This is a genomic window from Virgibacillus sp. FSP13, assembly GCF_054048505.1.
The window spans coordinates 106,251-119,659 of the sequence record NZ_JBSVKG010000008.1; the positions used below are offsets into that span (position 1 = coordinate 106,251).

Sequence of the window (13,409 nt, forward strand, 5' to 3'; positions counted from 1 at the left end):
GAACTACCAGAACACTGTGATTATGATGTAGAAGATTTGTTTGAGTTTACGTGTTCGGATTGCGATTATGAATGGCATGACGAAGTGCCTAAAAGTGTAATTAAGATGTGGAGGGGATAGCAAGGCATAAATAAAAAAGCCTGCACTAAGGCGATAAAAACAGGATGAATATAGGGTTGTGCATAGTTGTGTTTACATACCGTTATCAGTCGGACCTGTGAACAGAATAATTCCCGAACGGTGCGATATCCATTTTTTTAATCTGTTTAACTGATTTGGAAATAAAAAAAGTTGATCAAGTGTGAGATGTTCTTCTTGTGGAAGTAAACGAATTGCCAAACTTTCCATATGACTGACAGGGAGGGTTGATAACCGAAGTGAATAATGCTGTGTTTTTGTTTCAAAGTTTATGGTTCCGTTTTGGGGCTTTCTAATTTCCCCAATATCCATTCCTGATGTGAACTTGAAATAAGTCAGTAACACTTGATATTGTGATGCTAATACTGATTGCTTGAAAATTCGCTTCCCATGAACACGGAAATAAATGTCTGTTTGGTCTGGGAAAGGATAGAAATGAATATCAGATGCTTGCATTTCAATCGCGGATCTTAAGAGCTTGGTTGAAAGTGTTGTAGCGGAGTTCAATGACCTATCGCCTCCATTTTTTATTTGTTGTATAGTACCTATTCGACATAACGTAACAAATTCCTTCTTTTATTTTAAAAAATATAAAATTTTTTTAGATGTCTATGTGTATATAGGCTGCGGGGCTGAGATCGTTGTAGATAATAGCCTAAATGTATAAGGTTCAACACGTTGGAAATGCTACATGATAAGGGGTGATTACAATTTCCGGTAATGATTTTGTTAAATACATGACACAAAAAGTGGTAACGTTTATGGATTCGTCACCAGAACAACGTAAAGCAAGGAAGGGGAAGCAGGTGAAACAGGAACCTGCAATTTATTCCAATCGTTGGTTTGGTATATTGCCATTTGCGGTTAAAATGTTTATGAAAAAAGCAGATTAAGCAGGCTCACCAGAATCGGGGCCTGCTTTTCTATTGAATTGCACCTTCAGTAAGGTAAAAAATTCCGCCATTTATCACATTATAGGTAATTGTCGGTTGATAACGATTGTTAATTTCCTCTAATTCTTTGTCCATTTGGTTAGCGCGTGTTTCATCATCTGTATCATGGTAAAAATGTTTTAACATGTTCATTTCCTCTGTTAGTGTTTGCAAGGATTCATCGGCCCATTCGTTTGATTGTTTTTGAATATGTTGCTCGATAACCGATTCGATCCGTAAGAACCCACTTTTTATTCTGATTAAAGGAGACAATGTAAAACAATAGTCAGAAATAGTTTGCTGGAGTGGCAACTTCTCTAAATGCTCCATCATATTTGGCTTCATCATTCCGCTTAGTAAATGTAAACCAATTGAGATGATTTCATCCTTTTTTTGTTTACCAATGTAACTAATCTTCATATTAATAACGAGCCAAGGGTGTAGCGGTGTTTTGGTTGTTGTATTTATTTGTTGAAATAATTTAGTGTACTTTTCATTGCTTCTCAAATGAGTGAAAATTTGCTGCAATCTTGGACTTCCAAAGTGAATCCATTCACCTTTTTCACCTTGATTATCAGGGTTGGTGATGAGAGTTAAACGCATGGGATCACCATCATGGCCCATTTTTTTAATATAATGCCAATAAAAAGGTCTATTCATTAGGGCACGATCCATTTTCTCATTTAACTGTACGGTTACCACACCATTTTGATTATGGGTAATCTGACAATCATGTGCAGTAAAATAGTGCGTTAAAAAATGATTCAAATCTCTAATTGCCATATTGTTGTTCCTCGCTTGTCACTTCATTTTTTGATTGAATCACGGAAGATAAATTATTTAGCTTTATTTTTGCTTCTCCTGTTGATGCTGATTCAGAGAAGATTGTTTGGATTTCTGATTCAATGTCCGTTATATTCAATTCAGCTAAAATGGTATCTAACTGACCGATAACTGATTCGAATAAATTTATTTTTTCATATAATAAATTCATAATATGTTCTTCTATCGTTTCCTGGATAGCGAAATTATAGATATGCACATCCTTTTCTTGTCCATACCGATGAATACGACCAATTCTCTGCTCAAGTCGCATAGGGTTCCATGGAAGATCATAGTTAATCATATAATTACAGAATTGTAGGTTAATTCCTTCGCCACCAGCTTCTGTTGCGATTAACACTTGTGCATGATCCTGGAAAAGTTTACGCATCCAATCCTTTTTACTCGGTTTAAAACCACCTCTAAACGGGACAGACGTTATATTGCTTTGTTGTAAATACCATTGTAAGTAAAGCTGTGTAGCCCGATACTCCGTGAAAATAATCACTTTTTCATCTGGATGTTGTTTAATTAATTCTACTACCTTTTCCGCTTTTGAGTGATGAGGCAGTTGTTCGATTTTTCCCGCCAGTTCCTCGAATAGGTTTGTTGTATTTTCATTATCATTTCCCATTTTTTTAAGGGATAGGTAACAAGCTTCACGTGATGAACATATTTCCCGTAATAGTGTTATTCGAGAAAAGGACGAAGTAAACGGTACAGTAGCAAGTTCTTGATAAAATTCCTTTTCGTCCTGATTAAAATCGACCCAGATGGTTTCGATGTGTCGCTTCGCATTGCTTAATTCAGTATCTTCACGGGTATTTCGCACCATTACCTTTTGAATTAACTGTTTTAAATATGCATCCTGCTTGATTTTTGTTCGATCTTTCCCGTACTGTTCCAGGAATGATTCATAATTTCCTAAGTGACCAGGCCTTAGTATCGATACCAAATTAAAAATTTCTATCAGACGATTTTGCACTGGTGTAGCTGTTAGGAGTAAACAATATTTCTTTTTTAACATCCGGACAAATTCATAGTTTTTCGTTTTATGATTTTTCAGTTTATGTGCCTCATCGATTAAAATAAAATCATAATCCAGTTCTAAAATCTTTTCCCTGTGGGGGGAACGTTTTGCTGTATCAATGGAAGAAATGATGATGTTCCCTTGCTCCCAGGCATAATTTTTTCGATGGGTTATTGCAGGTATATAAAACTTTTCATTTAGTTCTCTTGCCCATTGGTTTACTAGTGATGCCGGAACTAAGATTAGTGCTTTTTTTACTAAACCGCGGATCATATATTCTTTTAAAATTAAGCCAGCCTCAATTGTCTTACCTAATCCAACCTCATCTGCTAGGATTGCGCGGCCGTTCATTTCTTCAACGACCTGCTCTGCACATGTAATTTGATGTGACAAAAAATTCACATGTGGTAGATAGTCTAAAGAACGTAGTCCGTTGAATGATGGTGTCATCGTTGTTTTTTCTGCTTGATAGGCCATTTGGAATAATTCCCAATGTGAGAACTGGCCTTCTTTATCAAGATTTTCCTGAAATTCATCGATAAATGCAGTATCTTTTTGTATGTTAATTTTCGTCATAACCAGCTTCCTTTTCCCCGAGTTTTGATTAAATTGAAAAAGAATTTAATGTTTTGTTACTTTAGCTATTTTTGTAGCATGTTTTATGGTATACTTAAGCGGAATAAAATAGATATTTCTTGTTTGTTGATACATAGTATAACCAATTACATTCTTTTTCATAAAGCGAATGATTACAAGGGGAGAGTTTACGCATAAATTTTGTGTAACGCCGAAGGAGCAAACGAATGTGAATCTCTCAGGCAAAAAGACTCTTGTAGGACGCTACTCTGGAGAGTGTTTACGATTTTTGTAGACCACCAACGAAGCAAGCACCTATGGAATGGGAATCTAAATTCCGTGGGTGCGCAACTTTCAGGTTGATGGACAGAGATTTCCTGCGTATCAATGCGTGTTCAGAACGTTACTAATAAGAATGATAGGTTGCGACTTATTATTTGGTAATGATTGAACAGCTTCGAGCAGTGAAATCTCTATTTTTTTATGCCATTTTTTAGAAGGAGTGGATCAATGTGAGCGAGTTAAAACGTACCCCTATATATCCAGAATATGAAAAACATGGGGCAAAAACAGTTGATTTTGGTGGATGGGACTTACCGGTACAGTATACAGGCATCAAACAAGAACATCATACAACAAGAACGAAAGCAGGGTTATTTGATGTTTCGCATATGGGTGAGATTGTCGTAAAAGGTGAAGAAAGTTTACCTTTTTTACAAAGGATTATGACCAACGATGTGGCGAAACTGGAACCAAAACGCGCTCAATATACGTTCATGTGCTATGAGGATGGCGGAACAGTTGACGATTTGATTGTCTACATGATTGATGAAAACCATTATTTGCTCGTTGTTAATGCAGCGAATACGGATAAAGATTATGACTGGCTTGTGAAAAACAATTCAGAGGGTGCGATAATTTCTAATGTGTCTGAAAATTATGTTCAGTTAGCGCTACAAGGACCATTTGCTGAGGAAATATTGCAGACATTAACCGATACCGACTTAAGCGATATTAAGTTTTTTCGTTTTGAAAATCCAGTTTATTTTTCAACTATTTCAGCTGGCGCGATTGTTTCCCGAACAGGGTATACCGGTGAAGATGGATTTGAGATCTATATTAATGTAGAGAATGGCCGGGCATTATGGCAGCTTTTATTGGAAGCAGGTAAGGATAAGGGACTTGAGCCTATTGGACTTGGTGCAAGAGACACATTACGTTTTGAGGCAAATTTAGCTTTATATGGCCAAGAGTTATCCAAAGATATTTCACCACTCGAGGCAGGTATGTCATTTGCAGTTAAATTAAAAAAAGCTGCTGATTTTATTGGAAAAGCTGCGTTGTTAAAGCAAAAAGAAGCTGGTCTATCAAGGAAGCTCATTGGAATCGAAATGATTGATAAAGGAATTCCTCGTCACGGTTATCAAGTGTTCGCTGGTGATGAGGAAATTGGTTTCATAACATCTGGAACACAGTCACCAACTTTACAAAAAAACGTTGGGTTAGCTCTAGTGCAATCAGAGTTTGCCCAAGTTGGTACAGAGGTTGTTGTGCAAGTCCGAAAACGACAGTTAAAAGCAGTTGTTGTAGAGACACCATTTTACAAACGTTCAAAATAGGGGAGGGTACAGCATGGAATTTCGTTATTTACCAATGACAAAGACAGATAAACAAGAAATGTTGCAGGCGGTAGGCGTAGAAACGACAGATGATTTATTCGCTGATATTCCATCTGAAGTTCGTTTTCAGGGAGAACTAAATCTCAAAAAACCGACAAGTGAAGTGCAATTAAAAAAAGAACTTGTAAATCTCGCAAATAAGAATGCTAATTTAACAGAATATTGTTCTTTTCTTGGAGCAGGCGTTTATGATCATTTCATTCCGTCAGTAGTGGATCATGTTATTTCCCGGTCAGAGTTTTATACGGCATACACACCGTACCAACCAGAAATTTCCCAAGGCGAATTGCAGGCAATATTTGAATTCCAAACGATGATTAGTGAGCTTACCGGAATGCCTGTAGCAAATTCATCCATGTATGACGGTGGAACGGCACTTGCAGAGGCTGTGAATTTAAGTGCGGCTACAACAAAAAAGAAAAAAATTCTCGTTTCAAAAGCAGTACATCCTGAGTCAAGAGCGGTTATTGCAACATATGCAAAAGGCCCTAACTTGGAAATTGTTGAGATTGATCAGGAAAATGGCCGGACTAATTTAAAGCAATTGGCTGACGAACTAGATGAAAATACGGCAAGTGTTGTGATGCAATATCCAAACTTTTTCGGTCAAATTGAGCCGTTACATGAAGTGAATAAGTTAATGGAGCAGCAAAAGAAAACAATGTTCATTGTATCAAGTAATCCATTGGCACTGGGTTATTTAACGCCTCCTGGTTCATTTGGTGCTGATATTGTTGTTGGGGATACACAGGTATTTGGAATTCCAGCACAATTCGGTGGACCACATTGTGGGTATTTTGCCACAACACAGAAATTGATGCGTAAAGTCCCTGGCCGTTTGGTTGGTCAAACTACCGATGAAGATGGTAAACGGGGGTTTGTCCTAACTTTGCAGGCGCGTGAACAGCATATTAGACGTGATAAGGCGACGTCTAACATTTGTTCTAATCAAGCATTGAATGCGCTAGCAAGCTCTGTTGCGATGAGCTCAATCGGGAAACATGGCATTAAGAAAATGGCGATGCTAAATATGCAAAAAGCACGTTACATGAAGCAGAAATTAACTCAAGCAGGGATAGAAGTGATAACAGCTGGGGCCTTTTTTAATGAGCTAGTAGTAAATCTTCGAGGTTCTGTGTCTGATTATAATGCAGAACTTTTAGAAAAAGGATTTATTGGTGGCTATGATTTAGCACAAGATTATCCAGAATTAGAAGGGCATATGCTGCTAGCTGTAACTGAAATTCGTACAAAAGAAGAAATTGATACTTTTGTAAAAGAATTGGGGGATATCCATGGCTGATTATGATTTTCCATTAATTTTTGAACGTAGTAAAGAAGGTAGAACAAGTTATAGTTTACCAGAATTAGATGTTCCAGAATCAGATTTAGAGAAGGAATTGGATGCTGTTTTTATTCGAGAAACGGCTCCTGCGTTACCCGAAGTAAGCGAATTGGAAATTATGCGTCATTATACAGGACTATCACGTCGTAACTATGGTGTAGATTCCGGTTTTTATCCATTAGGTTCTTGTACGATGAAATATAATCCCAAAATTAATGAAGATGTTGCACGGCTAGCCGGATTTAGTCATATTCATCCCCTTCAAGACCCTAGCAGTGTTCAAGGTGCTATGGAAATGATGTATGACTTACAAACATCGTTAAAAGAAATTACTGGTATGAATGAAGTATCTCTTCAACCAGCCGCGGGGGCACAAGGAGAGTGGACCGGGTTGATGATGATTCGTGCTTTTCATGAAGCAAATGGGGATATGAATCGTACAAAAGTAATTGTTCCTGATTCTGCACACGGAACAAATCCAGCTTCTGCGTCGGTTGCGGGGTTTGATGCGGTTACAGTTAAATCAAATGAAAAAGGCTTAGTAGATTTAGAGGATTTAAAGCGTGTCGTTGGCGATGACACAGCTGCATTAATGTTAACAAACCCAAATACATTGGGGCTATTTGAAACAGAAATAGTAGAGATGGCGGAAATTGTGCATGGTGCAGGTGGAAAATTGTATTATGATGGCGCTAATTTAAACGCGATTATGGGGTATGCACGCCCAGGTGATATGGGGTTTGATGTCGTGCACTTAAACTTACACAAAACCTTTACAGGTCCTCATGGTGGCGGTGGTCCTGGGTCAGGTCCAGTTGGTGTAACAGAAGAATTAACACCATTTTTGCCAAAGCCGTTGCTTGTCAAACAAGATGATGGGTATGTATTTGATTATGATCGCCCACAATCAATCGGTCGAGTTAAGCCTTATTACGGTAATTTCGGAATTAACCTTCGTGCCTATACCTATATCCGGACAATGGGTGGAGAAGGATTGAAAAAAGTTAGTGAATATGCTGTATTAAACGCAAACTACATGATGCGTAAATTAGAAGCAGAATACGTTTTACCATATCCGCAACATTGTAAGCATGAATTTGTTTTATCAGGAAAAAAACAGAAAAAACTAGGTGTTCGTACACTGGATATCGCGAAACGTCTGCTTGACTATGATTATCATCCACCAACCATTTATTTCCCATTAAATGTGGAAGAGGCAATGATGGTAGAGCCGACAGAAACAGAATCAAAAGAGACCTTGGATGGTTTTATTGACACGATGCTCGCGATTTCTGATGAGACAAAAAATGATCCTGAAAAAGTTCAGGAAGCACCACATACAACAATTGTGAAGCGGATGGATGAAACCACCGCTGCACGGAAACCAATCTTGCGTTACTCTAAATAAAAAAGCTGCTCGGAGCTATTAATGCTTCGGGCAACTTTTTATTAAGAAAAATATAAGGTAGTTTTCTTATATTTTAACCTTTCCTGTCCATTTTTTAAATCCGCCTTTAAGCTGGTTAAGATCCTGATACCCTTTCTTTTGCAGCAACTGGGCAGCACGTGCTGATCTTGATCCACTTTGACAATAGAGATAGACAGGCTTGTCCTTTCTCAATTCAACAAGACGTTGTTTCATTTGAGTTAGTGGTATATTTCTAGCGCCAAGAATATGCCCTTTTTTAAATTCCTGAGGCTCTCTAACGTCGATTAGTTGGGCTTTTCGATAACCCTCGCGAAATTGATCTTCAGTTAAGATTTTTAAATAAGCACGTTGTCTAAAGTAGCGGAATAAACCAAATCCGATAATAATAACAAGTGCAATGATGATGATTTCCATTATTTGTCCCCCGTTTATCTCTTATACTTCCTATTCTATTATATGGTTGATTGCTTATTTTTTCAAAGGGTTTATTTTTCAATTTTACGTATAAATTTAAGAATTGTGTGTATAGCTATTTTGCCAATTTAATTGCATGATTTATTTTGTGTAAAAACAGAACAAATATAGTATCTTTTTTGTCGATATTTTTCATATATACCATTTAGTCTTGGAATGCAAACTACGAAAAAAATGATTTAACCATTATAATGAATTGTTTCCTTTTGATTACTCCTTAAATCAAGCAAATTTGGTTTTTTTCTATTATTGACAAATAGGCTGTTTTTTGCTCATATCACAATATATAGTGTTTGTTTTTAAATTATGTCTCAATATGTTGTTATTTTTTTATTGGATATGGTATGGTAAGATTAGTATTCTAGTGAATAAAAAGGAGTGATGAAATGTCGATTGCTGTTGAAGATAGAAAGAAAATCGATATTAAAAACCTAAATCAAGATATTGCGTTATTCTCACAAGTACACCCAATTACAGACGACATGAAGCTAACACATAAAGGAGTATCGCGGCTGGTTATGCTTGACCGCTACTCATTTAAAGACACGGAGAAGAAGACGTTAAAAGCAGGGGACTTTGTTGTTTTAACAGTAAAAGCGGATCCGAAATTTCCTGCACGCGGATTAGGGTTTATTAATGAAATCGATTGGATTCATAATCAGGCAACGATTCAAGTGGACCCTGAATTCGTCCATGTGCTTGACAATGAATCTGAAGTTGAAACTGGAATAGTGAAACGTTCATTGGATGTGATTGATAAGCCATTGGAAGTCTATTACGAACAAATTGCTAGAAGAAATGCAACAGGTCTTGCAAATGTGGAAACAACAGAAGAAAAACGGCAGGAATCATTTACGAAGTTTAATCAGGAATTAGCGAATTTGAACTTTATTCCTGCTGGTAGAGTGTTGTATGGCGCCGGTTCTGAAACAGATGTGACCTTTTTTAATTGTTACGTTATGCCGTATATTCAAGACTCGCGCGAAGGAATATCCGATCACAGAAAACAAGTGATGGAGATCATGTCGAGAGGCGGCGGAGTTGGGACGAATGGATCAACATTGCGCCCGCGTAACACATTAGCAAAAGGGGTTAATGGTAAGTCATCTGGATCCGTATCGTGGTTGGATGATATTGCTAAGCTGACACATTTGGTAGAACAGGGAGGAAGTCGAAGAGGAGCACAAATGATAATGTTAGTTGATTCCCACCCTGATATTATTGAATTTATTATTTCTAAAATGCAGAATCCAAGAATCTTACGTTACTTAATAGAAAACACAGAAGATGAACAAATTAAGCAACTGGCACAGGAAAAGCTAAACTTTACACCATTGACAGAAACGGAAATTGACTTGTATCAAGGAATAGTAAATTATAAATCGATGCCAGGTTTAGGTGGATTCACCCAAGCGGCAATTAGGGAAGCGGAAGAGAAATTGCAAACTAGCGGCACTTATTCCGTCCATAATTCAGAGTTTTTAACAGGGGCAAATATCTCTGTATGTTTGACAAAAGATTTTATGGAAGCCGTTGAGAATGATGGATGGTATGAGCTTCGTTTTCCAGATGTAGAAAATTATACAACGGAACAAATGAAAGAATACAACGAGAATTGGCATGAAGTCGGAGATGTCCGTAAATGGGAAGAAATGGGCTATCCTATTCGGGTATACCGTCGTATAAAAGCTAAAGAACTATGGAATTTGATAAATATTTGTGCAACGTATTCAGCTGAGCCGGGAATATTCTTCATCGATAATGCCAATGACATGACAAATGCCAAGGCGTACGGGGATCAGGTAGTTGCGACAAATCCGTGTGGTAAAGTAGCATAGTTTGCCTCACGTAAAAAATTGCGGGATAAAGCGGGAAGGCTGAGATGCTAATCCGAACCAAAGGCTAGTTGTAAAAGGCTAGTCAGGGGCAACGCATACTTGGTGATCCTGTGAAAGCAGACTATAATCCAAGCACGAGACCGCAACATTACACTTGTAATGAAAATGTATGCTGAACTTACAGGAAATGAACTGTAAGAACTATTGGATAAAAAGCCGGTAGGATAACAAAATTGGAACAACCTCTTGCACCATATTCTGTTTGTAATTTAGCAGCAGTAAACCTTGCTCAATTTGCAAACAAAGATACGAAAACAGTTGACTTTAAGAAGTTGAAACAAACCGTTCAAATTGGTGTTAGGATGCAGGACAATGTGATCGATGCAACACCATACTTCCTGGAAGAGAATCGGAAACAAGCACTTGGTGAACGACGTGTAGGACTAGGTGTCATGGGACTTCATGACCTATTGATATATTGTGACACAGCGTACGGTTCTGAAAATGGAAATAAACTAGTCGATAAAATATTTGAAACAATTGCTACAACTGCATATCGGACTTCGATTGAATTAGCGAAGGAGAAAGGGAGCTTTCCGTTCTTAATAGGTGATTCCGAAATTGAAACAAAATCATTACGGCGAGCGTTTATTAATACAGGGTATATGAAGCAAATGCCAGAAGATATAAGAGAAGGTATTATTAAATATGGTATTCGTAATTCCCATCTCTTAACAGTCGCGCCTACGGGTAAAATTATTGCCCCCTATATCTGCAAAGATGTAGCGTAAACTTGGCTATATGCGGGAAACACTCAGTATCCTTTCGTACTCGTGCCTTGCCAGCACATTAAGATAGAGTAAAAAGCGAAAGGTGGAGCCAATCCGCAGGGAAGTCGTGGCTGACCCCTCAACGACTACATGCCGAGCAACCTGAAATATGCACCTTAGATTTATAAAAAATAAAATGAGGTGACGTATTGCAAAAACAGTGTTTAAATTGCGGAATAATGATAAAGGTTAGACCCAGTCACTATGAAAGGAAAAAATTTTGTTCCCGAAAATGTAAAGGTGAGTATCAATCAAAAAATCCAATTGCTTTTAAACATTTAAGCAAAAAAATAACTATAGCTTGTTCCAGCTGTGGAAAAGAATTACAGAGAAAACCATCATCACTAAGTAAAAACAATTATTGTAACAAGGAATGTCGAGCAACTTTTCTAAGAGCTAATGGTGAAAAGATAAATCAACATTTAAAACGACAAGTTACAAAAACCTGTATAATTTGTGGTGAGGAATTCGAGGTAATTGAATCTAGAAAAGAAACTGCAAAGTATTGCTCTAGATCATGTTTAGGTAAAGCAAATGGTGAAAGAGGAAAGGTGCAATATAGAAAGCGTGTTACTATTCAATGCACTAACTGTTCGCGGAATATAGAGCGAAAGCCTTCCATAGTTAAGAAATGGAATTTTTGTGATAGTGTATGTATGGCTGAATACTATTCAAAATCTGGAGCTTTTTCGGGGAAAAATAACTTAGCTTGGCAAGGTGGAGATATAGATTATTATGGACCTAACTGGCGATCTCAAAGAAAGAAAGCCAGAATAAGAGATAATTTCACTTGTCAAGATTGTGGATTAACTGAAAAGGAATATGGAAAGGAACTATCCGTTCATCATATCATTCCTTTCAGAGAGTTTAAGGGAGACTGGGAAGAAGCAAATAGATTATCAAATTTGGTGTGTTTATGCGAACACCCATGCCACCGCAATAGACACAAAAATAACGTGGTTGATGATATAGTCTGATCCCCATGGCGACATGGGGAGCGGGTACTAATAATCCCGCCCTCTATCAATTAGAGAGTAACAAAAATGAGCACAGGCACGATGGTCGGCGTTAGCACTGGATTAGAACCATATTTTTCCTTTTCTTATTTTAGAAGTGGAAGACTTGGTAAATTTATTGAAGTAAAAGCAGATATCGTACAAGAATTTTTAGATAGAAATCCGGATCAAGATCCAGATAATTTACCTAATTGGTTTGTTACTGCAATGGAATTAGCACCAGAAGCACATGCGGATACACAATGTGTTATTCAACGTTGGGTTGATAGTTCAATTTCGAAAACTGTAAATGCACCAAAAGGATATTCCGTTGACCAAGTTGAAAGTGTTTATCGCAGGTTATACAATGGTGGTGCAAAAGGTGGGACGGTTTATGTAGATGGTAGCCGTGACACACAAGTATTAACATTAAAAGCTGAAGAAAATTCATTTGACAATGAAGCAGAAGCAGTGGAAGAGCCAACAAACAAACCACGCGTAGTGCTAATGGACACGATTCAGGAATTAGATAAAACAAATGTAACGATTGGATCAGAAGTCGGTGATACATGTCCAGTTTGCCGGGAAGGTAGTGTAGAAGATATCGGCGGCTGTAATACGTGTACAAGCTGTGGTGCCCAGTTGAAATGTGGATTGTAAGGAAGAAAAAAAGAAGGACTAATCATAATTGATTGGTTCTTCTTTTTGTTGTGGGTAAAACGTAATGACTTGTTTCACATCCTGTTTTCCTGTATGCTTTTATATAGAAACAATGTTGCATCAACTAAAAAATTATTCTTTGAAATGAGGAGATTTTTATGCCAACTCCAAGTATGGAGGATTACATAGAACAAATTTATAATTTAATCGAATCAAAGGGCTATGCTCGTGTATCTGATATTGCTGAAGCATTGCAGGTACATCCGTCTTCCGTTACAAAAATGGTTCAAAAATTGGATAAAGATGAGTACTTAAACTATGAGAAATATCGCGGTTTTGTATTAACATCAAAGGGCAAAAAAATTGGAGAGCGATTAGTTTTCCGTCATGAATTGTTGGAACAATTTCTTGAGATCATCGGTGTAGAACATGAAAATATTTATGAAGATGTAGAAGGAATTGAACATCATTTAAGCTGGAACTCGATTGATCGGATAGGTGATTTGGTCCAATACTTTAAAGCAGACAAAGCCCGAGTAGATAAATTGCGAGAAACACATAGTGAAGTGGAATAGTTATATGAAATCCATCCTGTTTAATAGGATGGATTTTGTTTTGTGAAAAAGTGTTCTAATTTCAAAGGATTCGCTTAAAAATGTAT

10 protein-coding genes, 3 pseudogenes and 1 riboswitch are annotated in these 13,409 nt (G+C 37.4%); of the genes and pseudogenes, 9 read left to right on the top strand and 4 right to left on the bottom strand.

Annotated elements, in window-relative coordinates:
• Positions 1 to 192 precede the first annotated feature (192 nt).
• Positions 193 to 645, bottom strand: coding sequence for an ATPase, T2SS/T4P/T4SS family (locus ACW2QC_RS09480; protein ID WP_457543724.1), 453 nt, complete (start codon positions 643 to 645; stop codon positions 193 to 195).
• A gap of 194 nt (positions 646 to 839) precedes the next feature.
• Here ACW2QC_RS09480 and ACW2QC_RS09485 point away from each other — a divergent pair, with 194 nt between their 5' ends.
• Entirely contained in the window at positions 840 to 1,031 is a 192-nt protein-coding gene (locus tag ACW2QC_RS09485) for a YqzE family protein (protein ID WP_457543725.1), read from the top strand.
• A gap of 30 nt (positions 1,032 to 1,061) precedes the next feature.
• Here the strand turns inward: ACW2QC_RS09485 and ACW2QC_RS09490 are convergent, their stop codons facing one another.
• Positions 1,062 to 1,853, bottom strand: coding sequence for a YqhG family protein (locus ACW2QC_RS09490; protein WP_457543726.1), 792 nt, complete (start codon positions 1,851 to 1,853; stop codon positions 1,062 to 1,064).
• Positions 1,843 to 3,498 carry a DEAD/DEAH box helicase gene (locus ACW2QC_RS09495; RefSeq protein ID WP_457543727.1) on the bottom strand — a complete coding sequence of 552 codons (1,656 nt, stop codon included), beginning with the start codon at positions 3,496 to 3,498 and terminating at the stop codon, positions 1,843 to 1,845. Before ACW2QC_RS09495 ends, ACW2QC_RS09490 begins: the two co-directional genes overlap by 11 nt.
• A 169-nt stretch (positions 3,499 to 3,667) precedes the next feature.
• Positions 3,668 to 3,762: riboswitch (glycine riboswitch) on the top strand.
• A gap of 248 nt (positions 3,763 to 4,010) precedes the next feature.
• Here ACW2QC_RS09495 and gcvT point away from each other — a divergent pair.
• Genes gcvT through gcvPB form a run of 3 tightly spaced genes read left to right on the top strand, consistent with a single transcriptional unit; the run spans position 4,011 to position 7,930 of the window.
• Positions 4,011 to 5,117: a glycine cleavage system aminomethyltransferase GcvT gene (gene gcvT / locus ACW2QC_RS09500; RefSeq protein WP_457543728.1), complete on the top strand. Its 1,107-nt coding sequence runs from the start codon at positions 4,011 to 4,013 to the stop codon at positions 5,115 to 5,117.
• 13 nt (positions 5,118 to 5,130) lie between these two features.
• Positions 5,131 to 6,480 carry an aminomethyl-transferring glycine dehydrogenase subunit GcvPA gene (gene gcvPA, locus ACW2QC_RS09505; RefSeq protein ID WP_457543729.1) on the top strand — a complete coding sequence of 450 codons (1,350 nt, stop codon included), beginning with the start codon at positions 5,131 to 5,133 and terminating at the stop codon, positions 6,478 to 6,480.
• Positions 6,473 to 7,930: an aminomethyl-transferring glycine dehydrogenase subunit GcvPB gene (gene gcvPB / locus ACW2QC_RS09510; RefSeq protein ID WP_457543730.1), complete on the top strand. Its 1,458-nt coding sequence runs from the start codon at positions 6,473 to 6,475 to the stop codon at positions 7,928 to 7,930. The genes gcvPA and gcvPB overlap by 8 nt, the downstream gene beginning before the upstream one ends.
• A gap of 66 nt (positions 7,931 to 7,996) precedes the next feature.
• Here gcvPB and ACW2QC_RS09515 read toward each other — a convergent pair whose 3' ends face one another.
• Positions 7,997 to 8,365, bottom strand: a complete 369-nt coding sequence (locus tag ACW2QC_RS09515) for a rhodanese-like domain-containing protein (protein WP_457543731.1) — start codon at positions 8,363 to 8,365, stop codon at positions 7,997 to 7,999.
• Positions 8,366 to 8,811: 446 nt separating this feature from the next.
• Here ACW2QC_RS09515 and ACW2QC_RS09520 point away from each other — a divergent pair.
• The 5 genes and pseudogenes from ACW2QC_RS09520 to mntR all read left to right on the top strand — a co-directional run.
• A pseudogene (locus tag ACW2QC_RS09520) lies at positions 8,812 to 10,248 on the top strand (vitamin B12-dependent ribonucleotide reductase); the annotation flags it as partial.
• Positions 10,249 to 10,499: 251 nt separating this feature from the next.
• Positions 10,500 to 11,015, top strand: a pseudogene (locus ACW2QC_RS09525) (vitamin B12-dependent ribonucleotide reductase); the annotation flags it as partial.
• Between the two features lie 227 nt (positions 11,016 to 11,242).
• Positions 11,243 to 12,070, top strand: a complete 828-nt coding sequence (locus ACW2QC_RS09530) for an HNH endonuclease (protein WP_457543732.1) — start codon at positions 11,243 to 11,245, stop codon at positions 12,068 to 12,070.
• 69 nt (positions 12,071 to 12,139) lie between these two features.
• A pseudogene (locus ACW2QC_RS09535) lies at positions 12,140 to 12,748 on the top strand (vitamin B12-dependent ribonucleotide reductase); the annotation flags it as partial.
• A gap of 158 nt (positions 12,749 to 12,906) precedes the next feature.
• Positions 12,907 to 13,323: a transcriptional regulator MntR gene (gene mntR, locus ACW2QC_RS09540; protein WP_457543733.1), complete on the top strand. Its 417-nt coding sequence runs from the start codon at positions 12,907 to 12,909 to the stop codon at positions 13,321 to 13,323.
• The last annotated feature ends 86 nt before the right edge of the window (positions 13,324 to 13,409 follow it).